Annotated in this window: 20 protein-coding genes and 1 tRNA gene; 17 read left to right on the top strand and 4 right to left on the bottom strand. The window is 50.1% G+C overall.

Translation table 11 applies throughout. The annotated features are described in order from the left end of the window. The first annotated feature begins 8 nt into the window (after positions 1-8). Positions 9-200: a hypothetical protein gene (locus BLR73_RS10150; protein WP_091861708.1), complete on the top strand. Its 192-nt coding sequence runs from the start codon at positions 9-11 to the stop codon at positions 198-200. Positions 201-275: 75 nt separating this feature from the next. After that, a tRNA-Cys gene (locus BLR73_RS10145) sits at positions 276-347 on the top strand. A gap of 47 nt (positions 348-394) precedes the next feature. Here the strand turns inward: BLR73_RS10145 and BLR73_RS10140 are convergent. Genes BLR73_RS10140 through BLR73_RS10125 form a run of 4 tightly spaced genes read right to left on the bottom strand, consistent with a single transcriptional unit; the run spans position 395 to position 3,777 of the window. Continuing rightward, entirely contained in the window at positions 395-787 is a 393-nt protein-coding gene (locus BLR73_RS10140) for a YkvA family protein (RefSeq protein ID WP_013064268.1), read from the bottom strand. A gap of 30 nt (positions 788-817) precedes the next feature. Then, positions 818-1,681 carry an N-acetylmuramoyl-L-alanine amidase-like domain-containing protein gene (locus BLR73_RS10135; RefSeq protein ID WP_091861706.1) on the bottom strand — a complete coding sequence of 288 codons (864 nt, stop codon included), beginning with the start codon at positions 1,679-1,681 and terminating at the stop codon, positions 818-820. Next, positions 1,678-2,769: a DUF4421 domain-containing protein gene (locus BLR73_RS10130; RefSeq protein WP_233456454.1), complete on the bottom strand. Its 1,092-nt coding sequence runs from the start codon at positions 2,767-2,769 to the stop codon at positions 1,678-1,680. The genes BLR73_RS10135 and BLR73_RS10130 overlap by 4 nt, the downstream gene beginning before the upstream one ends. 15 nt (positions 2,770-2,784) lie before the next feature. After that, the gene (locus BLR73_RS10125; protein WP_073045089.1) at positions 2,785-3,777 is read right to left on the bottom strand and encodes a Gfo/Idh/MocA family protein; all 993 of its coding nucleotides are present in this window, start codon (positions 3,775-3,777) and stop codon (positions 2,785-2,787) included. A gap of 141 nt (positions 3,778-3,918) precedes the next feature. Here BLR73_RS10125 and BLR73_RS10120 point away from each other — a divergent pair, with 141 nt between their 5' ends. The 15 genes from BLR73_RS10120 (at position 3,919) to BLR73_RS10050 (ending at position 21,979) form a co-directional block, all read left to right on the top strand. After that, positions 3,919-4,533, top strand: coding sequence for a hypothetical protein (locus BLR73_RS10120; RefSeq protein ID WP_091861703.1), 615 nt, complete (start codon positions 3,919-3,921; stop codon positions 4,531-4,533). Further along, positions 4,530-5,600 (top strand): bifunctional histidinol-phosphatase/imidazoleglycerol-phosphate dehydratase HisB, encoded by a 1,071-nt coding sequence (hisB, locus tag BLR73_RS10115; RefSeq protein ID WP_091861700.1) that lies wholly within the window; start codon positions 4,530-4,532, stop codon positions 5,598-5,600. Before BLR73_RS10120 ends, hisB begins: the two co-directional genes overlap by 4 nt. Positions 5,601-5,670: 70 nt before the next feature. Further along, on the top strand, positions 5,671-7,284 hold the full coding sequence (locus BLR73_RS10110; protein WP_013064500.1) for an ABC-F family ATP-binding cassette domain-containing protein: 1,614 nt from the start codon (positions 5,671-5,673) through the stop codon (positions 7,282-7,284). Positions 7,285-7,366: 82 nt separating this feature from the next. Then, on the top strand, positions 7,367-7,957 hold the full coding sequence (locus BLR73_RS10105; RefSeq protein ID WP_176763666.1) for a nucleotide exchange factor GrpE: 591 nt from the start codon (positions 7,367-7,369) through the stop codon (positions 7,955-7,957). 6 nt (positions 7,958-7,963) lie between these two features. Continuing rightward, on the top strand, positions 7,964-9,124 hold the full coding sequence (gene dnaJ / locus BLR73_RS10100) for a molecular chaperone DnaJ (RefSeq protein WP_091861694.1): 1,161 nt from the start codon (positions 7,964-7,966) through the stop codon (positions 9,122-9,124). A gap of 21 nt (positions 9,125-9,145) precedes the next feature. Next, complete coding sequence (locus BLR73_RS10095) at positions 9,146-10,459, top strand: bifunctional folylpolyglutamate synthase/dihydrofolate synthase (protein ID WP_091861691.1); 1,314 nt, start codon at positions 9,146-9,148, stop codon at positions 10,457-10,459. Between the two features lie 107 nt (positions 10,460-10,566). Next, positions 10,567-11,658 carry an aldose epimerase family protein gene (locus tag BLR73_RS10090; RefSeq protein WP_013065033.1) on the top strand — a complete coding sequence of 364 codons (1,092 nt, stop codon included), beginning with the start codon at positions 10,567-10,569 and terminating at the stop codon, positions 11,656-11,658. 37 nt (positions 11,659-11,695) lie between these two features. Next, entirely contained in the window at positions 11,696-12,973 is a 1,278-nt protein-coding gene (locus tag BLR73_RS10085; protein ID WP_028908425.1) for an MFS transporter, read from the top strand. 26 nt (positions 12,974-12,999) lie between these two features. Next, positions 13,000-14,163, top strand: coding sequence for a galactokinase (gene galK, locus BLR73_RS10080; RefSeq protein ID WP_091861689.1), 1,164 nt, complete (start codon positions 13,000-13,002; stop codon positions 14,161-14,163). 182 nt (positions 14,164-14,345) lie between these two features. Continuing rightward, the gene (locus BLR73_RS10075; protein ID WP_033151381.1) at positions 14,346-15,524 is read left to right on the top strand and encodes an aldose epimerase family protein; all 1,179 of its coding nucleotides are present in this window, start codon (positions 14,346-14,348) and stop codon (positions 15,522-15,524) included. Between the two features lie 42 nt (positions 15,525-15,566). Next, positions 15,567-17,312, top strand: a complete 1,746-nt coding sequence (locus tag BLR73_RS10070) for a sodium:solute symporter (RefSeq protein WP_013064465.1) — start codon at positions 15,567-15,569, stop codon at positions 17,310-17,312. Positions 17,313-17,327: 15 nt separating this feature from the next. Next, complete coding sequence (locus BLR73_RS10065; RefSeq protein ID WP_013064006.1) at positions 17,328-18,002, top strand: NUDIX hydrolase; 675 nt, start codon at positions 17,328-17,330, stop codon at positions 18,000-18,002. 5 nt (positions 18,003-18,007) lie between these two features. Beyond that, on the top strand, positions 18,008-18,718 hold the full coding sequence (locus BLR73_RS10060; protein WP_013065512.1) for an L-ribulose-5-phosphate 4-epimerase: 711 nt from the start codon (positions 18,008-18,010) through the stop codon (positions 18,716-18,718). A 39-nt stretch (positions 18,719-18,757) separates the two neighbouring features. Continuing rightward, positions 18,758-20,296 carry an L-arabinose isomerase gene (araA, locus tag BLR73_RS10055; RefSeq protein ID WP_073045169.1) on the top strand — a complete coding sequence of 513 codons (1,539 nt, stop codon included), beginning with the start codon at positions 18,758-18,760 and terminating at the stop codon, positions 20,294-20,296. 96 nt (positions 20,297-20,392) lie between these two features. Beyond that, positions 20,393-21,979: a xylulokinase gene (locus BLR73_RS10050; RefSeq protein ID WP_369821147.1), complete on the top strand. Its 1,587-nt coding sequence runs from the start codon at positions 20,393-20,395 to the stop codon at positions 21,977-21,979. Positions 21,980-21,986 lie beyond the last annotated feature (7 nt).

Genomic DNA, 21,986 nt, shown 5'->3' with positions numbered 1-21,986 from the left:
AGAACATTATGCAGCAGATTGTTGTTTATTTCATCTTAGCTTGCGCGATTGTCTATGCCGCGTGGTGGGTTTACCAGCGGCTGCAAAAAGCCAATGATCCGTGCGAAGGTTGCGACGGATGCCAGCTAAAAGAGCTGAAAGAACACGTAAAACAGTGCAAGAAACAGAAAAAAGCAGTTGCTGCACGAAAAAGTAGCTAAAAAATTTGGTAGTCTCAGAAAATCTCAGTACCTTTGCACCCGCATTTGAGAAAATGTCAGTCATTCTTTTTACCTGGTGCCTTGGATGAGTGGCTTAGTCAACGGTCTGCAAAACCGTCTACGGCGGTTCGAATCCGCCAGGCACCTCTGAAAAATCCTCAGCAAACGCTGAGGATTTTTTTGTGCCCTGATGCTTAATCTTCAGGTGCGAGAATATCGCCAATCTCTTCGATTTCTTCCTCGTCGAACCAGCGGCTAAGCTTACTCTTGGCCTGCTCAACAATCTCGGGGTCGATACCTGTCCAAACCTTCTTCAGCACGTACAGCAGCACGGCCAAGTCGTCGGTAAGTCCGGCAATGGGGATGGCATCGGGAATCACGTCGAGCGGACTGATCATGTACCCCAGAGCACCAATGATGATAGCCTTGTCGGCCTTGCTCACCTTGTCGCTCTGCAGGGTGTAATAAAGTATCAGTGCCGCATAAACCAGTTTAGCACCAGCGCGCTTAGCAATACGCGCAATCTTCTCGGCAAATTCTGTCTGCGAAAACTTGTTCGCATAACTCATAAAATCGGGTAATTCCATCTTTTACTCTCCTTTGGTTAAGTTACTATTTTATTTTGTTATTCTGATAATTCTGATTCCAGTATGCGAGGAATGTTTCTTAAGATACTGATAGAGCGTCATGGGCTCTAACACCACCTTGTGATGCAACTGCGAGGCATTTAGCAGATGCAGTCCGTCGGCACGCCATACGGCAAAACCCAAGTGGGCGATATCAAGTCCGGCTTTATTACAGGTAATAGCAATAATATCGCCATCCTTGATAGCCTTACGCAGCAGCTGACTCTTTCCCACCAGCTTTTTGGGGATATAGCGGTACTTAGCACCCGACACCTGGCGCTCCTGCTTGGCGATAGCGCTTACATACTCAGGATGCTCCTTCAGGGCCTGATAGCTCTTGGGATGGGTGCTCATATAGTTAACCTTGACGGTTTGTACAGCAGTAAAGGGTGGATTGGGCGCCTGCACCTCACTCACCACCCCATCCCGGGTATTATCGGTAATCCACTCGGTAAAGTAATGCAACCTGCTGGGATAGCCATTAATCACGCCACCACGATAGCGCAAACCCACCAACGCCTGCTGATAGGCCAGCCACGAGTAATCCTTGCGCTGAGCACAGAGGGTAAGGGCTGTAACGGTTTCTACCAGTGTGGTGCAATCCAGCTGACGGGTGTTTACCACCAAGCGCTCCTGCTTATCGCCTTCGAGGGTATGAGCCACATAGGGAATGCCCACAAACTTCTGGGCAAAAAACAGCGGCATACAGGTAGATGCGGGCTGCTTCTTGGCCTCGGCCAGCAAGCGGCAGATAGTGGCGCTATCCTGGGGCAGCGCCTTTACGCTGCCAAAACCTGCGGCATAAGATGTGAGGCAGGCGGTAATACCTATGATGATATATATGATACGTTTCATGCTTTACGATATTTCTTTTTCAACAAAAAATTATAGCCTATATAGGCATTGAACGAGCCAAAGATATTATTGGCTGTGAATCGCGAGGTGCGATAGTTGTTGGTGCGCAGGATAGCACTCCAACCGGCATACCAGCGGGTATTATTGTAAACCATACCAAATCGGCCAATACCATCCATATTCACCTTATCAAAGCTGAAGCCCTTCTTCTCGTCGGCTATCTCGCCATAGCTCGACTTATAGCAGAGGGCAAGCTGGGCGCTGGCACAGAACAGCCAGTTTTTGGCAAACACCCAGTTATAGGCGTAGCCACCCGATATCATGAAGTCGCTGTACTTGATATCCTTGAACATCAAGCCTGAATCCAGCTTCAGTTCCTGACTACGATCCATGCGCGACTTGAGTGTGGTCTGCAGCTTATCGTAGTCCATATCGAGCGTGTTCCTGGTAAAGCCGATACCCGCCATCCACGAACCGCAGCTAATCTTCTGACAGGTACTCTGACTGAAGGCTGCCGGATAAGAGAAGCGTCCGTGATTAAAGATGTAATAGGCACTGGCACCGGTGATACCCACATTCACGCCATCGAAAGGCACACCCTCGAACAAGTCGCCATTCATACCGTAGCCCAAACGCACATCGCGTATTTTGTAATCGTTACCCGTACGGCGATAGAAGATGTCAACACCCACCTGCGACGAGTAGATACTCAGGTCGAACTCCTTACGCAAGCCACTCTGACTAAAGCCGATATTCTTGATATCGAACGTGTAGCCCAGGAAGAACCAACGCCAGCCAAAGTAAGGACCGATTTTGGTAAGTCCGTCGGGCGACAGCTTAATCTGCTGACCGTTGCTACTCAAAATAAAGCTCTCGTAAGTACGGGTTATCTGCCCCATCACCGTAAACTCGTAGTGCTGGGGTTCGATATATTCATCGTTCAGGCGGTCGAACTCGCGTACAGTTCGACGTATCAAGCCTAATTCATTCTTTGTACCAACAGTATCTACAGACAGCGTGTCGGGCCCAGCAGCCAAAGCGCTCAGCCCCACCATCATCCATAACAACACCATCAGTCCCTTCTTCATATCACAAAAAAACAATCAGAATTTGCCCAGAATGCGGTCCATCACCCAGTTAACAGGCGTGGCCGACACGCTGGTACACTCGCAAACGCCAAGGCCCTGCAAATGCTCAATCATATTCTTAATAAGCGGATATTGCACGTAAGGCGGATTGGGTACCGTAATGCGCTCTTCGCCCTGATTGGTTTGCAGGCGGATGGGCGTATAATCGAACACCGAAAAACTAACCTGTCCCTCGGTTCCGATAATCTCGATACAATCCTCGCGAGCCGACTCGTGGGCCACATAACACCACGAACCGCTACCCGGCAGACCATTCTCGAACTGGAAACAAGCACTTACCGAATCTTCGGCTTTATACAATCCGCCACGATTACTGCAGATGCCTCGCGCTTCGAGAATCACGCCAAACAAATCCTGCAGGATATCAAGCTGATGGGGCGCCATATCGTAAAAATAGCCACCACCTGCAATATCCGGTTGCAAGCGCCAAGGCAACGGCTCGTGATTGGCAATCGCCTCCAAATCGGCCTGACGTGGGGGTTCTGTATAGCGTATCTGCACATTCAGTATCTTACCAATTCTTCCACCTTCGACAATCTCTTTTACCTTCTGGAAATAAGGCAGATATCTGCGGTAGTAAGCTACAAAACAGGGCACGCCGGTCTGCTCACTGATGCGGTTGATACGGGCACAATCCTCGTAACTGGCTGCCAGCGGCTTCTCGACATACACGGGTTTACCAGCCTTCATAGCCATAATGGCATAAGTGGCATGACTGGAGGGCGGTGTGGCCACATAAACAGCATTCACATCAGGATCATCAATCATCTCCTGCGCATCGGTATACCATTTGGCAATACCATGCTGAACGGCATAAGTACGCGCATGCTTCTCGGTGCGACTCATCACAGCCACCACACTCGAGCCTTCAACCTCGCTGAAAGCGGGACCGCTCTTCTTCTCGGTCACTTCGCCACAGCCTATAAAACCCCATCTTAATAACTTCATTATTAAAAAATTTGCTGCAAAGATACTAAAAAATAGGCACGAATTACACGAATTTTCGCGAATTTATTTATTTTTTCGCGTTAATTCGTGTAATTCGTGCCAAAAAACGTTATCTTTGCACGCGAAAAAATGATATTTGCAATGGATACAGAGAAAAAAAAGATAGAAATGAAGGTGCGTAGCAGTCAGGCTTGCATTCGCGACGGCTACCAGTTGTACAGTGCTAACTTTAGAAAGATATTCCATGCCACTTGGTGGCTGGCCATCGGCTTTGCACTCCTGGCGGCTGTGGCTCAGGCTTTGCCTGTACTGATTTCACCTACCCTACTCTTACCCGCCTCGATACTGGCCATAGTAGCCGTAGGCCTCTGGCTGGCTGCAGCCAAATGGCGCCTGAAGAAGTTGCAGATGCTACCCCCGGTAACCCTGCGCTACGGCTCGTGGCTGGCGCACGTAGGTAAACTGCTGTTAGTAAGCATAGTATGTCTGGTTATCGTAGCCGCTCTAGCACTATTAACCACCCTGCCTACGGTGATACTGATTACTGCCAACTGGCAGTCGCAGGTAGGCATGCTTTACGGCGACCCATCGGGTATGCCCGAGAACGTAAAGTGGCTGAGTATCGCGGTATTCGCCATAGCAGGCTTTATCCAAGCTTACGTATGGCTGACGATGGTGCTGCCCATGTATCTGGTTAAGATTTCAATGTATATGCAGGACAAAGAGAAAGACGAATTCAACAAAAAAACAATATGAAAAAGATTTTATTTATCGACCGCGACGGAACGCTGATTGAGGAGCCTGCCGATGAGCAGATCGACAGCTTTGAAAAGCTGAAGTTTGTAAAAGGAATGATACGCAACCTGGCCTTTATCCGCGAGAAACTGGACTTTGAGTTTGTAATGGTTAGTAATCAGGATGGCTTAGGAACAGAGAGTTTCCCCGAAGATACTTTTTGGCCCGTGCATAATTTCATCCTGCAAACACTCGAGGGCGAAGGCATTACCTTCGACGAGATTCTGATAGACCCTCACTTCCCAGAAGACAACGCACCAACCCGCAAGCCCAATATCGGATTGGTAGAAAAATATATTAACAATCCAGACTACGACATCGCCAACTCGTACGTGATTGGCGATCGCGAAACCGACCGACAATTTGCCCAGAACATCGGCTGCAAATCGCTGATTCTGAGCGACGAGGGTATCACCTGGAACAAGATAGCTGAACTGCTGTTTGCCGGCGAGCGTATAGCTGAAGTTAAGCGCACCACGAAAGAGACCGACATCTGGGTAAAAGTAAACCTGGACGGATCGGGTAAGTGCGACATCAGCACAGGTCTGGGATTCTTCGACCACATGCTGGAGCAGATTGGCAAGCATGGCATGATAGACCTGACCATCCACACCAAGGGTGACTTGGAGGTTGACGAGCACCACACCATCGAGGATACAGCCATCGCCTTAGGCGAATGTATTCTGCAGGCTCTGGGCGATAAGCGTGGTATTGAGCGCTATGGTTACTGCTTGCCGATGGACGACTGCCTGTGCTCAGCCTGTCTGGATTTCGGCGGTCGCCCCTGGCTGGTTTGGGATGCCGAATTCCATCGTGAAAAGATTGGCGAGATGCCCACCGAGATGTTCCTGCACTTCTTCAAGAGTCTGAGCGACGCATCGAAGATGAACCTGAACATCAAGGCCGAAGGACAGAACGAACACCACAAGATTGAAGGTATCTTTAAAGCATTGGCAAGAGCTCTGAAAATGGCTGTGCGCCGCGACATTTATCACTACGAACTCCCTTCAACGAAGGGAATGTTGTAGAAAATTTGGTAATTTCAGATTTTTTTCGTACCTTTGCAGCCCAAATAACATAAAGGTTTAAGAAGTTAAGATGATTACAGTTACAAATCTGGCAATCCAGTTTGGAAAGAAGGTTCTCTACAAGGATGTGAACCTGAAGTTTACAAGTGGTAACATTTACGGTATTATCGGCGCAAACGGTGCTGGTAAGTCAACCCTTCTGCGTGCCATCAGCGGCGAGCTCGAGGCCAACAAGGGTACCATCGAGATGCAGCCAGGCGAGCGCCTGAGCGTGCTGGAGCAGGACCACTTTAAGTATGATGAGTTTTCAGTGATGAACACTGTGCTGATGGGACATCAGCCACTCTGGGAAAACATGAAAGAGCGTGAGGCTCTGTATGCAAAACCCGAAATGAGCGAGGAAGACGGTGTACGTGCCGCCGACCTTGAGATGGCTTTTGCCGAGATGAACGGCTGGGAGGCCGAAAGCGAGGCAGCACAGCTGCTGCAGAACCTGGGCGTTGCCGAGAGTCAGCACTACAAGCAGATGAGCGAGATTTCGAACAACGAGAAGGTACGTGTGATGCTGGCAAAGGCTCTGTTCGGACACCCCGACAACCTGTTGCTCGACGAGCCTACCAACGACCTCGACCTGGATACCGTTCAGTGGCTGGAGGAATACCTGAGCAACCTGGAGCAGTGCGTGCTGGTTGTGTCGCACGACCGTCACTTCCTGGATGCCGTTTCTACACAGACCGTAGATATCGACTTTGGTAAGGTAACCCTGTTCTCGGGTAACTACTCGTTCTGGTACGAGAGTTCGCAGCTGGCTCTGCGTCAGGCTCAGAACCAGAAGATGAAGGCTGAGGAGAAGAAGAAGCAGCTGGAGGAGTTTATCCGTCGATTCAGCGCCAACGTAGCAAAATCAAAGCAGACCACATCGCGTAAGAAGATGCTTGAGAAGCTGAATGTAGAAGAGATTACACCATCAACACGTAAATACCCAGGTATCATCTTCCAGATGGAGCGTGAGCCTGGAACACAGATTCTGGAGGTAGAGGGACTGAAGGCTGTTGACAGCGACGGTACAGTACTGTTCGACAACGTGAACTTCACCATCGAGAAGGGACAGAAGACCGTATTCCTCTCGCACAATCCAAAGGCTATGACCGCCTTGTTCGAGATTATCAACGGTAACCGTCAGGCCGATGCAGGTACCTACAAGTGGGGTGTTACCATCACCACCGCCTATCTGCCATTGGATAACACCGAGTTCTTCCAGAGCGAAATGAATCTGGTTGACTGGCTGAGCCAGTGGGGACCAGGTAACGAGGTAACCATGAAGTCGTTCCTGGGACGAATGCTGTTTAAGGAAGAGGACGTACTGAAGCATGTAAACGTACTGTCAGGAGGTGAGAAGATGCGTTGTATGATTGCTCGTATGCAGCTGAAGAATGCCAACTGTCTGATTCTGGATACCCCAACCAACCACTTGGATCTGGAAAGTATTCAGGCATTCAACAACAACCTGATTAACTTTAAGGGAAACATTCTGTTTGCATCGCACGACCATGAGTTTATCAACACTGTGGCCGACCGCATTATCGAGCTCACTCCAAAGGGCACCATCGATAAGCTGACAACTTACGACGAATACATCTACGACGAGACCATCAAGGCTCAGAAGGAGAAGATGTACGTGTAAAAATTGACAGTTGATAATTGATAATTGATAATTAGGCACGGTTTTTGCAATACGACAAGCAGAAACTTTAAACAACGCTATTATGACAGAAAAAGATATCAACATCGAAAACGAGGAGAACCTGAACGAGGCTCCCGTTGAAGACACTGAAAAAGAGACAGCAGAGGCAACCGAGAATCAGGAGGCTGCTGCCGACGAGGCTGCAAAGGAAGAAGAAGAGGTTGACCCTCTGACAAAAGCCCAGCAGGAGATTGAGGAGCTGAAGACACAGTTGCTCTACAAGGCTGCCGAATTTGAGAATTACCGCAAGCGCACACTGAAAGAGCGTGCCGAGCTGATTCTGAACGGTGGCGAGAAGGTTATCTCGGCCATTCTGCCTGTACTCGATGATATGGAGCGTGCCATTGCCAATGGCGCCAAGACCGACGACCCACAGGTACTGCGCGAGGGTGTGGAACTGATTTACAGCAAGTTCGTAAAGACTCTCGAAGGTCAGGGCGTAAGCAAGATTGAGACCAAGGATGCCGACTTTGACACCGACCTGCACGAGGCCGTAGCGATGGTTCCTGGTATGGGCGACGACAAGAAAGGTAAGGTTATCGACTGCCTGCAGGAGGGATATAAACTGAACGACAAAGTAATTCGCCACGCCAAAGTGGCAGTTGGACAATAATACAATATGGCACAAAAAAGAGACTACTACGAGGTGCTGGGCGTACAAAAAAGCGCCACAGAAGACGAAATTAAGAAAGCGTATCGTAAGATAGCCATTAAGTACCACCCCGACCGTAATCCTGGCGACAAGGAAGCCGAGGAGAAATTTAAGGAGGCGGCCGAGGCATACAATGTACTGCACGACCCAAAGACACGTCAGCAGTACGACCAGTTCGGATTCGACGGACCTAACATGGGCGGCGGTTTCGGCGGTTTCAGTGGCTTCGAGACCAATATGAACATGGACGATATCTTCTCGATGTTCGGCGATATCTTCGGCGGTCACGGCTTTGGTGGCTTTGGCGGTGGACAGCGTCGCCCACAGCAGCATCGCGGCAGCGACCTGCGCCTGAAGGTGAAACTTACACTCGAGGAGATTAATACTGGTGTTACCAAGAAGTTCAAGGTTCGCAAGGATATCCCTTGTCCACATTGTAGCGGTACTGGTGCCGAGGCTGGCAGTCAGAAGGAGCAGTGCCCCACCTGTCACGGTCAGGGTTACATCACTCATACCACCCAGAGCATCTTCGGTATGATGCAGCAGCAGAGCGTTTGCCCCACTTGCGGTGGCGAAGGCATGGTGATTAAGAACAAGTGTAAGCACTGCGGCGGCACAGGCGTTGAGAAGGGCGAAGAGGTTGTAGAGATTAACATCCCAGCTGGCGTAGCCGAGGGTATGGTTGTAAATGTGCCTGGCAAGGGTAATGCCGGCAAGCACAACGGTACATCGGGCGACATCCAGGTGTTTATCGCCGAGGAGCCACACGAGACATTTATACGTGATGGTAACGACCTGATTTACAACCTGTTGCTCGACTTCCCAACAGCTGCACTTGGAGGCGAGATTGAGATTCCTACCATCGAGGGAACCAAGCTCAAGGTAAAGCTCGAGAATGGCACCCAGCCTGGTAAGACCTTACGTTTGCGCGGTAAGGGATTGCCCGTGGTTCAGGGCTATGGTAGCGGTCGTGGCGACCTGGTGGTTAACATCAGCGTTTACGTGCCTAAGACCTTGAGTAAGGAAGAGAAGCATGCCATTGAGCAGTTCAAGGGCAGCGACAACTTCAAGGGCGACAAGCAGACACGCGACTCGATCTTCCAGAAATTCAAGAATTACTTTAATTAATATATAATAAGGTATAAAGCTATGACTTATCAGGAAACGTGTGAATACCTTTACAGTCAGCTACCCATGTTCGAGCGTCAGGGAGCAGGCGGGTATAAGGAAGGACTGGAAAACAGTCATGCACTCGACAAACATTTCGGTCATCCACATCAAAAGTATGTTACTATTCATGTGGCTGGTACTAACGGAAAGGGGTCGTGTGCTCACACGCTTTCTGCTATTTTGCAGATGTGCGGCTATCGTGTAGGTTTGTACACATCGCCACATCTGGTTGACTTCAGCGAGCGCATCCGCGTAAACGGTCAACCCATCAGCGAGGAATACGTGATCGACTTTGTGGAGAAGGAGAAGAGTTTCTTCGAGCCCATCAAGCCCTCGTTCTTTGAGCTTACCACAGCACTGGCCTTTAAGTATTTTGCTGAGATGAAGGTGGATATCGCCGTAGTCGAGGTGGGTTTGGGCGGCCGATTAGACTGCACCAATATCATCACCCCTGCCCTATCCGTTATCACCAATATCGGCATGGACCACACGCAGTTCCTGGGCAATTCGCTCGAGCAGATTGCTATGGAGAAAGCAGGTATCATCAAGAAGGATGTGCCCGTAGTTATTGGCGAGACCACACCCGAGACACGTATGGTTTTCGAGACGGTTGCCGTTGAGAACCACGCGCCCATCGTATTTGCCGAGGATCAGAACCAGATTATCTCGGCCTCGAACAGTGCTGCAGGCTTTGAGTACAACACCAAGGACTTTGGCATTATCAAGGGCGAGCTGGGTGGCAGCTATCAGGAAAAGAACACCAATACCATCCTTTGCGCCGTACAGCAGCTGGAAGCTCTGGGCTACATGCACGCATGCCCATGCGAGACTAATAAGCCCTGCATGAACCGCGAGGTGCGACAGGGATTCCTGCATGTTTGCAACCTGACAGGCCTGAAGGGACGTTGGCAGAAGATCAGCGAGGCCCCACTTACCATCTGCGATACCGGTCATAATGTGCCAGGTTGGACTTATCTGAGCGAGCAGCTCAAGTCGATAAAGTGCAATCACATGCACATTGTATTCGGTATGGTTGACGATAAAGACATACAGGGTGTGTTGGCATTACTGCCCAAGAATGCTACCTATTATTTTACAAAAGCGAACAATAAACGTGCCGTTTCGGAGAACGTTCTGAAGCTTTATGCCCAGACCATGGAGCTGCAAGGCGAGGCCTATCCCGATGTAAAATCGGCTTACGAGGCAGCTAAAGCTGCAGCCGAGAATAACGACTTTGTGTTCGTTGGAGGTAGCAGTTATGTGGTAGCTGACCTGCTAAAGAACTGTATTTAGATTTTTTTAAGACTGCAAAAACTTTTTTTTCGCTGAAACGTTCGTTAGTTTGATTTTTTTTCTGTTACTTTGCAGAAAATTAATTTTTAACTAATAAACATATTCATATGGCGAACACTACAGAGACAGTGAATCTGTGCGGCTTGAAGCGTGAGAACTTCCAGGCCACAATCAACGGTAAAAAAACCGACTTGTATATTCTTAGAAACCGTAAAGGATTCGAAGTTGCCATCTCAAACTATGGCGGTGCCATTTGTGCTATTATGGTTCCCGGCAAGGATGGTAAAGTAGCTAACGTTATCCAGGGTCACGACAGCATCGAGCAGCTGACCAGCGGAAACGAGCCTTATCTGTCGACTCTGATCGGCCGTTGGGGTAACCGTATCTGCAAAGGCCAGTTCATTCTGAACGGCAAGGAGTACCAGCTGGCTCTTAACGATGGACCTAACCACCTGCACGGCGGTTCAGTAGGTTTCAACGCTAAGGTTTGGGACGCCCGTCAGATGGGTCCTCGCTCTTTGGCTCTGCACCGTATCTCTTCTTATGGTGAGGAAGGTTTCACAGGCGAGCTGGATGTAACAGTAGAATTTACCTTTACCGACAACAACGAACTGGTAATCGAGTACCTGGCTACTACCAACAAGAAGACAATCGTTAATCTGACACACCATGCCTTCTTCTCACTGGCTGGTACTGCCGATCCTACACCAAGTATCGACGATCAGATTTGCGAGATCAATGCCGACTTCTATCTGCCTACCGACGCTACTGCTATCCCAACAGGTGAGATCCTGAAGGTTGAGGGCACTCCATTCGACTTCCGCAAGCCAAAGGCATTCGGACAGGACATCAACGCCGATCACGAGCAGATTAAGTTCGGACACGGTTTCGACCACAACTACGTACTGAACAAGCAGGAAGAGGGCGAGCTCTCATTCGCTGCCAAGGTTACCGACCCAAAGAGCGGCCGTACTATGGAGGTTTACACCACTGAGCCAGGCTTGCAGCTTTACACAGGTAACTTCCTGAGCGGCTATAAGGGCGCTAATGGTTGCACCTTCCCACATCGTTCAGCTGTCTGCTTCGAGGCCCAGCACTTCCCCGATTCACCTAACCGTCCATACTTCCCCAGCGTAGTATTGAATCCAGGACAGCGCTACAAGCAGAAGACCGTATACCGCTTTGGAGTGGTAGAATAAGAAATTATCCAACATTTTAAATAAATAGACGACAAATATGACTGAAACAAACAAGAATGGCAAGGTGATTGCCATTGTCACTATGTGCTTCATCTTCGCGATGATCAGCTTTGTAACTAACATGGGCGCTCCCTTTGGCAACATCTGGGGTTTCGAGTATCCTTTTGCCAAAGCTTGGGGTAACCTGATGAACTTTGCGGCTTACCTGTTTATGGGAATTCCTGCAGGTAAAATGCTTACGAAATACGGATACAAAAAGACAGCCCTGATTGCTCTGATCGTGGGTATCGTTGGTTTGTGTTTCCAGTATCTCTCAAGCCTGGTAGGCGCAGGTACTTACGTATTCACATACGATAGCATTCCTGTAGCCCTCAACCTGGTAATCTACCTGCTTGGTGCATTCATCTGCGGTTTCTGCGTATGTATGCTCAACACCGTAGTTAACCCTATGCTGAACCTTCTTGGAGGTGGCGGTAACAAGGGTAACCAGCTCATTCAGGTGGGAGGTACTCTGAACTCACTCACCGGTACACTCACACCGCTGTTGGCAGGTATCCTGGTAGGTACTGTAACAGCCGAGACCAGCATGGGCGACGTTGCTCCACTGCTGTTTATCGGTATTGCCGTATTCGCCATTTCGTTCGTTATCATCAGCCGTGTTAGCATTCCAGAGCCCACACTCGGAAAGGTATCTCCTAAGTACGAGCGCAGCCCATTGGCATTCCGCCACTGCGTGCTGGGTGTTATCGCTATCTTCTTCTATGTAGGTATCGAGATTGGAATTCCTATGGAGCTGAACTTCTACGTAACCGATCTTGGTTTCGAAGGTGCAGCCGCCATCGGTGGTACACTGGCTGCTGCCTACTGGTTGCTCATGATGATTGGTCGTGCTTGCTCGAGTGCTATCTCTGGTAAGGTTTCTACCAAGCTGCAGCTGTCAACAGTTAGCGCTGTTGCTATCCTGCTGCTCGTAGTAGCTATCTTTATGCCTGAGAGCGTAACCATCTCGTTCAGCGGACACGACGTACCTGCCAAGGCCTTCCTGATTCCTGCTTGCGGTCTCTGCACCTCAATCATGTGGGGTGGTATCTTCAACCTCTCGGTTGAGGGACTGGGCAAGTACACTGAGGCTGCCTCGGGTATCTTCATGACAATGGTTGTTGGTGGTGGTGTGATGCCTCTCCTTCAGGAGGCTATCGCCAAGTCAGCCGGTCCTATCTTCAGCTACTGGCTCGTCATCGCTATGTTGGCCTATATTCTGTTCTACGCACTCGTAGGTTGCAAGAACGTGAATCAGGACATCAAAGTCGATTAATATTAACCCTTTAAATTTTAAAGCTTATGGACATTGAATTTGTAAGAAGCCGCTTCATCAAGCACTTTGATGGAAAGACTGGTAACGTATATGCATCTCCCGGACGTATTAACCTGATTGGTGAGCACACCGACTACAATGGTGGTTTCGTGTTCCCAGGTGCTGTCGATAAAGGTATTGTAGCCGAAATGCGTGCTAATGGTACCGACGACACTGTGATGGCATACGCTATCGACCTGAAAGACCGCGTTGACTTCAAGCTCTCTGACCCTGCAGGTCCTAAGGCCTCTTGGGCTCGTTACATCTATGGTATCGCTCTGGAGATGAAGAAGCTGGGTGTTCCCGTTAAGGGCTTTAACATCGCTTTTGCCGGCGACGTTCCCCTTGGTGCTGGTATGTCATCATCAGCCGCTATGGAGAGCTGCTTTGCCTGTGGTTTGAACGATATCTTCGGCGACAACAAGGTTTCGCAGTGGGATATGGTACTGGCCGGTCAGGCTACCGAGCACAACTACTGCGGTGTTAACTGTGGTATCATGGACCAGTTTGCCTCAGTATTCGGTAAGGCTGGTTGCCTGATGCGCCTCGACTGCCGCAGCCGCGAGTTTGAGTACTTCCCATTCAAGCCCGATGGCTACCGTCTGGTACTGCTCGACTCAGTAGTTAAGCACCAGCTGGCTGGTTCGCCTTACAACGATCGCCGCAACAGCTGCGAGAACGTAGTAAAGCACATTCAGGCTAAGCACCCAGAGGGTAAGTTCGAGACCCTGCGCGACTGCACATGGGAGCAGCTGGATGAGGTTCGTGCCGAGGTAGGCGAAGAGGACTACAAGCGCGCTAAGTTCGTTCTCGGTGAGAAGGACCGCGTACTGGCAGTCTGCGACGCACTGAACGAGGGCGACTACGAGAAGGTTGGTGAGCTGATGTATCAGACTCACGCTGGTCTGTCGAAGGATTATGAGGTATCTTGCGAGGAGCTCGACTTCTTGAACGATATCGCTAAGGAGAACGGTGTAACCGGTTCACGTATCATGGGTGGCGGATTTGGTGGCTGCACCATCAACCTGGTTCGCAACGATCTCTACAAGAAGTTCATCGACGACGCTAAGGCAAAGTTCAAAGCTAAGTACGGACACGAGCCAAAGGTTTACGATGTAGTAATCGGCGACGGTTCACGCAGAATTTGCTAACTCCGAACCAACAAAAAACACATTTTTGTGTTTATAAAGGTTAAATATTGGGGGTAAGGTGTGTTTTTTACACCTTACTCCTTATTTTTTTTGCATTTTTGTTTGTTAGTTCAAATTATAATTGTAATTTTACACCCAAATTAGCATTAACAATAACGTAATAATTAAAAACAAGTAAAACAATGAAAGCATTGAAAGCAACATTGATGGGAGTTGGTGCAGCTGCACTGATGCTCTCATGTGCAGGAAGCCAGCAGGCTCCACAGCTCACGGTATCGGGTTTGAACCCAGCCAAGTTCGACACTACTATTCAGTCAAAGCCAGTTAAGCTTTACACACTGAAGAACGAGAATGGTATGGAGGTTTGCATCACTAACTACGGTGCCCGTATCGTATCGCTGGTAGTTCCCGACAAGGATGGTAAACCAACCGACGTTGTTCTCGGATTCGACAACATCGCTCAGTATGCCGATACCATCAACACCCCATCTGATTACGGCTCAAGCGTAGGTCGTTATGCTAACCGCATCAAGAACGGACAGTTCCTGCTGAAGGGCGACACCGTACAGCTGCGCACCAACGATGGTCCTAACTCGCTGCACGGCGGTGGCAACACCGGTTGGATGCACCAGGTTTACGAGGCTGAGCAGATTGGTGACTCAATCCTGAAGCTTACCATCGTAGCTGCTGATGGCGAAAACGGATTCCCCGGCAAGGTAATGGCAGTTACCACCTACAAGCTTACAGCCGACAATGTGCTGGATATGACTTGGGAGGCTGAGACCGACAAGCCAACTATCATTAACCAGACCAACCACAACTACTACAACCTTAGCGGCGACTTTACACAGCCCGCTTACGACATGGTACTGTATGTAAACGCTGATAACTTTACTCCCAGCGACAAGCTTTATATCCCCACAGGCGAGATCAAGTCGGTTGAGGGCACTCCAATGGACTTCCGTCAGCCACACGCTCTGGGCGACAGCATCAACTCGCAGTTCGACCAGATTCAGAACGCTACAGGTTACGACCACAACTACTGCCTGAACACCTTCAAGGACGGTAAGGGCGACGACACACAGGTTTGCGCCAGCCTCTACAGCCCCAAAACAGGTATCCTGATGGAGATGTTTACCAACGAGCCAGGTGTACAGGTTTACAGCGGTAACTTCCAGGGTGTAGGTGCCGATAAGGACATCGCCCGCAAGCATGGCATCACCTATCCAAAGCACGTGAGTGTTTGCTTGGAGAGCCAGAAGTATCCCGACTCACCTAACCATCCTGAGTGGGTACAGCCAACCCTGAACCCAGGCGAGAAGTATTACAGTCATGCAGCTTACAAGTTCTCAATCAAGTAATACGGAGTTCCTAATTATTAACTAATATCAAATTTTATTTCCATGAATTGGAGTTCACATGAATTTATCTGGCTCGACTGGGTTGTACTCATCGTCGGCCTATGTGGAGTGGTGGCAGCCGTATGGTATGCCATCTGGAAAGACAAGAAAGCCCAGCAGGGCGAGGATTCTTCGGCTTACCTTTTTGGTAAGGGTGAGCCATGGTATGTAATTGGTATGGCCATCTTTGCCGCCAACATCGGTTCAGAGCACCTGGTAGGTCTGGCCGGTACAGGAGCAAAGGATGGTGTGGGTATGGCTCACTGGGAGATGCAGGGTTGGATGATCCTGATTCTGGGTTGGCTGTTCGTACCTTTCTATCAGCTGCTCATCAACAAGATGGGTAAGATTATCACGATGCCCGACTTCCTGAAGTTCCGCTACACTCAGCGCACAGGTTCTTGGCTCAGTATCATCACCCTGGTGGCCTACGTGCTCACTAAGGTGTCGGTAACCGCTTTCACCGGTGGTATCTTCTTCAAGTTCTTGCTGGGCATACCTTTCTGGTATGGTGCCATTGGTCTGATTGCCATCACCGCCGTGTTCACCGTATTCGGTGGTATGAAGGGTGTGATGACCCTTTCAACCATCCAGACTCCTATCCTGATTGTTGGTTCGTTCCTGGTTCTGTTCCTCGGACTGAACATGCTGGGCGATGGCAGCATCACCGCAGGATGGAGCGAGATGATGCGCGTATGTAACGCAGCCCACGATGGTTTCGGAACCACTCACATGTTCCACCCCGACCCAGCCGATCCTATGTATCCTCAGTTCCCTGGCTACGTGGTATTCCTGGGTGCCTCGATCATTGGTTTCTGGTACTGGTGTACCGACCAGCACATCGTTCAGCGTGTACTTGGTCAGGTTCCTGGCGAGGACAATAAGGAGGTGATGAAGCGTGCCCGCCGCGGAACTATCGCAGCCGGTTTCTTCAAGATTCTGCCTTGCTTTATGTTCCTGATTCCTGGTATGATTGCCTATGCCCTCTCGCTGAAGAGTGGTAGCGGTATCGAGATGGATATCATGAACCACGAATCTACTGACGGTGCTTTCGCCATGATGGTTAAGAACATTCTGCCTGCCGGTATCAAGGGTATCGTAACTATCGGTTTCGTATGTGCACTGGTAGCTTCGCTGGCCGCATTCTTCAACAGCTGCGCCACCTTGTTTACCGAGGATTTCTACAAGCCCATGAAGAAGGGTATGAGCGAGGCTCACTACGTATTTGTAGGTCGCTGCGCTACCGTTGTTGTAGTGCTGTTGGGTCTGGCTTGGATGCCTATCATGATGAACATGGGTAACCTCTACTCTTATCTGCAGGATATCCAGTCGCTCATTGCTCCTGCGATGGTAGCAGTATTCACCCTGGGTATCTTCTCGAAGAAGATTACACCAAAGGCTGGTGAGTGGGGACTGATTGGCGGTTTCCTGATTGGTATGGTTCGTTTGGTTACCAACGTTGTTACCGAATCGGGTAAGGCAGCCATGGATGGTGCTTTCTGGGATGCCACCACATGGTTCTGGCAGACCAACTGGCTCATTTTCGAGTGCTGGCTGCTGCTGTTCATCATCGTGCTGATGGTGGCTGTAAGCTTCTTCACACCTGCACCTTCGAAAGAGCAGATTGATGCCATCACCTTCTCTTCCGACTTCAAACAGTCGATCAAGGAGAGCTGGGGTGCATTCGATATCATCGGAACTCTCGTTGTTATCGGCCTGTGTGCATCGTTCTACTTCTATTTCTGGTAAAATAGTAATAAGCAAATGACATTTTATAACGAACATTCAAAAGTCTGGTTGTCGGTCGACTGTATCATCTTCGGTTTCGATGAAAAGAAGCTGAAGGTATTGATCGGTCGCCGCAAGATGGACCCGGGACGTGGCGAATGGAGCCTCTACGGAGGCTTCGTTGGCGCCACCGAAAGTGTGGACGAAGCTGCTTCGCGTACACTTTTTGAGCTGACAGGCTTGCGTAACATCTACATGCGCCAGATTGGTGCCTTTGGTAAGGTGGACCGCGACCCAGGCGAGCGCGTAGTATCAATTTCGTACTACGCCCTGATTAATGTGATGGATTACGACGACAAGCTGCGCCAGGAGCATGGAGCCGAGTGGATCGACGTTGAGGAGATTCCACAGCTTTATTCCGACCACAACGAGATGGTAAGCAAGGCTCGCAAGCTGGTTCAGCAGAAAATGTCGCACGAACCCGTAGGCTTCAATCTGCTACCCGATCTGTTTACGCTCACCCAGTTGCAGACGCTCTACGAGGCCGTTTATGGCACCGAGCTCGACAAGCGCAACTTCCGCAAGCGTGTCAAGGAGATGGACTTCATTGAGAAGACCGAACTGATTGACAAGAAAAGTTCAAAACGCGGCGCTTATCTCTATCGTTTTAATAAGCGCGCTTATAACGAAGATTCAAATTTCAAACTGTAAGAACAATGTTAGAAGAACTGAAAGAAAAAGTATTCAAGGCCAATCTCGACCTTGTAAAGCAGAACCTGGTAATCTTTACCTGGGGTAATGTCTCAGGTATCGACCGTGAAAAAGGACTTGTTGTTATCAAGCCCTCTGGTGTTGACTACGATGTAATGAAAGCCAGCGACATGGTTGTTGTAGATTTAGAGAGTGGCAAGGTGGTCGAAGGCGATCTTAATCCATCGTCCGACACCCCCACACACCTTGTATTATATAAGGCATTCCCTAACATCCAGGGCGTGGTTCACACCCACTCTACCTATGCCACAGCTTTTGCTCAGGCAGGTCGCGATATTCCTAACATCGGCACCACTCACGCCGACTATTTCTACAAGGATATCCCTTGTACCCGCGATATGACCGAGGCAGAGGTAAAGGGAAACTACGAGCTGGAGACAGGTAACGTGATTGTAGATGAGATTCTGAACATCCGTAAGATAAACCCTGATCACACGCCCGCTGTGCTTGTGAAGAATCACGGTCCATTCTCATGGGGAACCTCACCCGACAATGCCGTTTACAATGCCAAGGTGATGGAGCAGTGCGCCAAGATGGCTTTCGTAGCCTTCTCGGTTAATCCCAACCTCACCATGAATCCGCTGCTGGTTGAGAAGCATTACATGCGCAAACACGGCCCCAACGCGTACTATGGCCAAAAGGGACAGAAACATTAAAAAGAATCATACATTATTAACTAATAACAACTTAAGAATATGAAAGGTTTTGAGAATTTTGAAATTTGGTGGGTAACTGGCGCACAGCTTCTGTACGGAGGCGACGCTGTAGTTGCAGTTGACAGTCACTCAAAGGAGATGGTTGAGGGTTTGAACGCTTCAGGCAACATCCCCGTAAAGATTGTATATAAAGGCACAGCCAACAGCTCAAAGGAAGTAGAGCAGGTGATGCTGGCTGCCAACAACGACGAGAAGTGCGTGGGTATCATCACATGGATGCACACCTTCTCACCAGCCAAGATGTGGATCAAGGGTCTGCAGCAGCTGCAGAAGCCCCTCTGCCACTTCCACACACAGTATAATGCCGAAATCCCCTGGAACGAGATCGACATGGACTTCATGAACCTGAACCAGAGTGCTCACGGCGATATCGAGTTCGGACATATCTGCACTCGCATGCGTGTAGCCCGTAAAGTGGTTTGCGGCTACTGGAAGGACGAGAAGGCTCAGAAGCAGATTGCCGTTTGGGCTCGCGTGGCAGCAGGTGTGGCTGATGCTCACAACGTGCGCTGCCTGATGTTCGGTATGAACATGAACAACGTAGCCGTAACCGATGGCGACCGCGTAGAGTTCGAGCAGCGCCTGGGCTACCACGTGGATTACTACCCCGTAAGCTCGCTGATGGAGTATTTCAAGAAGGTTACCGATAAGGAAGCCGACGAACTGGTTGAGGAGTACAAGAAACTCTACACCATCAAGATTGATGAGAGTGGCGAGGAGGTTTACTGGGAAAAGGTGAAGAATGCAGCCAAGGCCGAGATTGCCCTGCGCCGTGTTCTGAAGGACGAGGGCGCTACAGCCTTCACTACCAACTTCGACGACCTGGGCGATGCTAACATCGACGATCCTAACTTCTGCGGTTTCGACCAGATTCCTGGTCTGGCTTCACAGCGCCTGATGCAGGAGGGTTACGGTTTCGGTGCCGAGGGCGACTGGAAGACAGCCTGCCTGTATCGCACACTGTGGGTAATCCAGCAGGGCATGCCTACTGGTTGCTCATTCCTCGAGGACTACACTCTGAACTTCGCTGGCGACAAGAGCTCTTGTCTGCAGAGCCACATGCTTGAGGTTTGTCCTCTGATTGCTACCGACAAGCCCAAACTCGAGGTTCACTTCCTGGGCATCGGTATCCGCAAGCAGCAGACAGCCCGTCTGGTATTCACCTCAAAGACAGGTGCTGGTATCAAGGCTACAGTTGTTGACCTGGGTAACCGTTTCCGCCTGATTTCTCAGGAGGTAGAGTGCATCGAGCCACAGCCCATGCCAAAGCTGCCCGTAGCTTCGGCTCTCTGGGTTCCACAGCCCACCTTCGAAATTGGTGCTGCAGCCTGGATTCTGGCAGGTGGTACTCACCACAGCGCTTTCTCTTACGACATCACCGAGGAGTACTGGGAGGATTTCGCCGAGATGCTGGGCATCGAGTATGTTCGCATCAACAAGCAGACCAACATCGCCGACTTCAAGCAGACGCTCCGCAACAACGAGGTATATTACATGCTTAATAAGGCGCTTCGATAATAATAATTAGCAACGGACAACAGGACTAACAGGATTGATTATAATTGGAAGAATAATCCTAAAGTCCTGTGGTCCGTTGCAAAAAAAAAGATCAATATGACAGCAAAAGAAACTATTCAGGCAGGTAAGGCCGTTCTCGGTATCGAGTTTGGCTCAACCCGCATAAAGGCCGTCCTCATCGACGAGGACAACGAGCCCATCGCACAGGGTTCACACGAGTGGGAAAACCAGTTGGTAGATGGTCTGTGGACCTACTCTACCGAGGCTGTATGGTACGGTCTGCAGGACTGCTATGCCGAACTGCGCAAGGACGTACAGAAGCAGTACGACTGCGAGATCGAGGCCCTGGCAGCCATCGGCTTCAGCGCCATGATGCACGGCTATATGGCCTTCAACAAGGACCAGCAGATTCTAGTTCCTTTCCGCACTTGGCGTAACACCAACACCGGCAAGGCTGCTGCCGAGCTCTCTAAGCTCTTCAACTACAACATCCCCCTGCGTTGGAGCATCTCGCACCTGTATCAGTGCATTCTCGACAACGAGGAGCACGTAGCCGACATCAAGTACCTCACCACCCTGGCAGGTTATGTACACTGGCAGGTGACAGGCGAGTTTGTACTGGGTGTAGGCGATGCTTCGGGTATGATTCCTGTTGATCCCGCTACCAAGACCTACGATGCCGAGATGGTTCGCAAGTTCGACGAGCTGATCGCCCCCAAGGGTTTCTCATGGAAGTTGCTCGACATCCTGCCTAAGTCATTGAACGCAGGCGAGAATGCCGGTTTCCTCACCCCCGAGGGTGCCATGAAACTCGACGTGTCAGGCCACCTGAAGCCAGGCTGCCCCGTATGTCCTCCTGAGGGCGATGCAGGCACAGGTATGGTAGCCACCAACGCCGTTAAGCAGCGCACAGGTAACGTATCAGCCGGTACTTCATCATTCTCGATGATTGTGCTCGAGAAGCCACTCTCTAAGCCTTACGAGATGATTGATATGGTTACCACACCTGATGGTAGCCTCGTAGCCATGGTACACTGCAACAACTGCACCAGCGACATCAACGCCTGGGTAGGCTTGTTCAAGGAGTATCAGCAGCTGCTGGGTGTGCCCGTGGATATGAACGAGCTCTACGGCAAACTGTTTAACAAGGCCCTCGAAGGCGATACCGACTGCGGTGGTCTGATGGCTTATAACTACGTATCAGGCGAGCCTGTAACAGGTCTGGCCGAGGGTCGTCCTATGTTCGTGCGCTCTGCCGGCGACAAGTTCAACCTGGCTAACTTTATGCGTGCCCACCTGTATGGTGCCATCGGCGTACTGAAGATTGGTAACGACATTCTGCTGAAGGAAGAGAAAATCAAGGTGGATCGCATCACCGGTCATGGCGGCTACTTCAAGACACCAGTGGTTGGTCAGCGCATGCTGGCTGCTGCTCTCAACTCACCTATCTCGGTGATGGAGACTGCAGGCGAAGGTGGCGCATGGGGTATCGCTCTGCTGGCAGGCTATCTCATCCGCAAGAACGGTAAGAACCTGGCCGACTACCTCGAGGATGTGGTATTCGCAGGCAACACCGGCACCTCGGTTGCTCCTACAGCCGAAGATGTAGCTGGTTTCGAGAAGTATATCGAGAACTACAAGCGCTGTCTGCCTATCGAACAGGCCGCTGTAGATAACAAGTAATTTTTAT

Origin of the sequence: Prevotella sp. khp1, from assembly GCF_900102205.1 — a bacterium.
GTDB lineage: Bacteria > Bacteroidota > Bacteroidia > Bacteroidales > Bacteroidaceae > Prevotella > Prevotella ruminicola.
Note: the sequence above shows the minus strand (reverse complement) of the source record. Positions and strands in the feature narration are given on the sequence as shown.

Coding starts and splice junctions, on each gene's coding strand:
- BLR73_RS10110 (WP_013064500.1), top strand. CDS start 5,671: ATGATTACAGTTACAAATCTGGCAATCCAGTTTGGAAAGAAGGTTCTC.
- BLR73_RS10135 (WP_091861706.1), bottom strand. CDS start 1,681: ATGAAACGTATCATATATATCATCATAGGTATTACCGCCTGCCTCACA.
- BLR73_RS10140 (WP_013064268.1), bottom strand. CDS start 787: ATGGAATTACCCGATTTTATGAGTTATGCGAACAAGTTTTCGCAGACA.
- BLR73_RS10090 (WP_013065033.1), top strand. CDS start 10,567: ATGGCGAACACTACAGAGACAGTGAATCTGTGCGGCTTGAAGCGTGAG.
- BLR73_RS10125 (WP_073045089.1), bottom strand. CDS start 3,777: ATGAAGTTATTAAGATGGGGTTTTATAGGCTGTGGCGAAGTGACCGAG.
- BLR73_RS10085 (WP_028908425.1), top strand. CDS start 11,696: ATGACTGAAACAAACAAGAATGGCAAGGTGATTGCCATTGTCACTATG.
- BLR73_RS10075 (WP_033151381.1), top strand. CDS start 14,346: ATGAAAGCATTGAAAGCAACATTGATGGGAGTTGGTGCAGCTGCACTG.
- BLR73_RS10120 (WP_091861703.1), top strand. CDS start 3,919: ATGGATACAGAGAAAAAAAAGATAGAAATGAAGGTGCGTAGCAGTCAG.
- BLR73_RS10065 (WP_013064006.1), top strand. CDS start 17,328: ATGACATTTTATAACGAACATTCAAAAGTCTGGTTGTCGGTCGACTGT.
- BLR73_RS10105 (WP_176763666.1), top strand. CDS start 7,367: ATGACAGAAAAAGATATCAACATCGAAAACGAGGAGAACCTGAACGAG.
- BLR73_RS10070 (WP_013064465.1), top strand. CDS start 15,567: ATGAATTGGAGTTCACATGAATTTATCTGGCTCGACTGGGTTGTACTC.
- galK (WP_091861689.1), top strand. CDS start 13,000: ATGGACATTGAATTTGTAAGAAGCCGCTTCATCAAGCACTTTGATGGA.
- BLR73_RS10050 (WP_369821147.1), top strand. CDS start 20,393: ATGACAGCAAAAGAAACTATTCAGGCAGGTAAGGCCGTTCTCGGTATC.
- araA (WP_073045169.1), top strand. CDS start 18,758: ATGAAAGGTTTTGAGAATTTTGAAATTTGGTGGGTAACTGGCGCACAG.
- BLR73_RS10095 (WP_091861691.1), top strand. CDS start 9,146: ATGACTTATCAGGAAACGTGTGAATACCTTTACAGTCAGCTACCCATG.
- BLR73_RS10130 (WP_233456454.1), bottom strand. CDS start 2,769: ATGAAGAAGGGACTGATGGTGTTGTTATGGATGATGGTGGGGCTGAGC.
- BLR73_RS10150 (WP_091861708.1), top strand. CDS start 9: ATGCAGCAGATTGTTGTTTATTTCATCTTAGCTTGCGCGATTGTCTAT.
- BLR73_RS10060 (WP_013065512.1), top strand. CDS start 18,008: ATGTTAGAAGAACTGAAAGAAAAAGTATTCAAGGCCAATCTCGACCTT.
- hisB (WP_091861700.1), top strand. CDS start 4,530: ATGAAAAAGATTTTATTTATCGACCGCGACGGAACGCTGATTGAGGAG.
- dnaJ (WP_091861694.1), top strand. CDS start 7,964: ATGGCACAAAAAAGAGACTACTACGAGGTGCTGGGCGTACAAAAAAGC.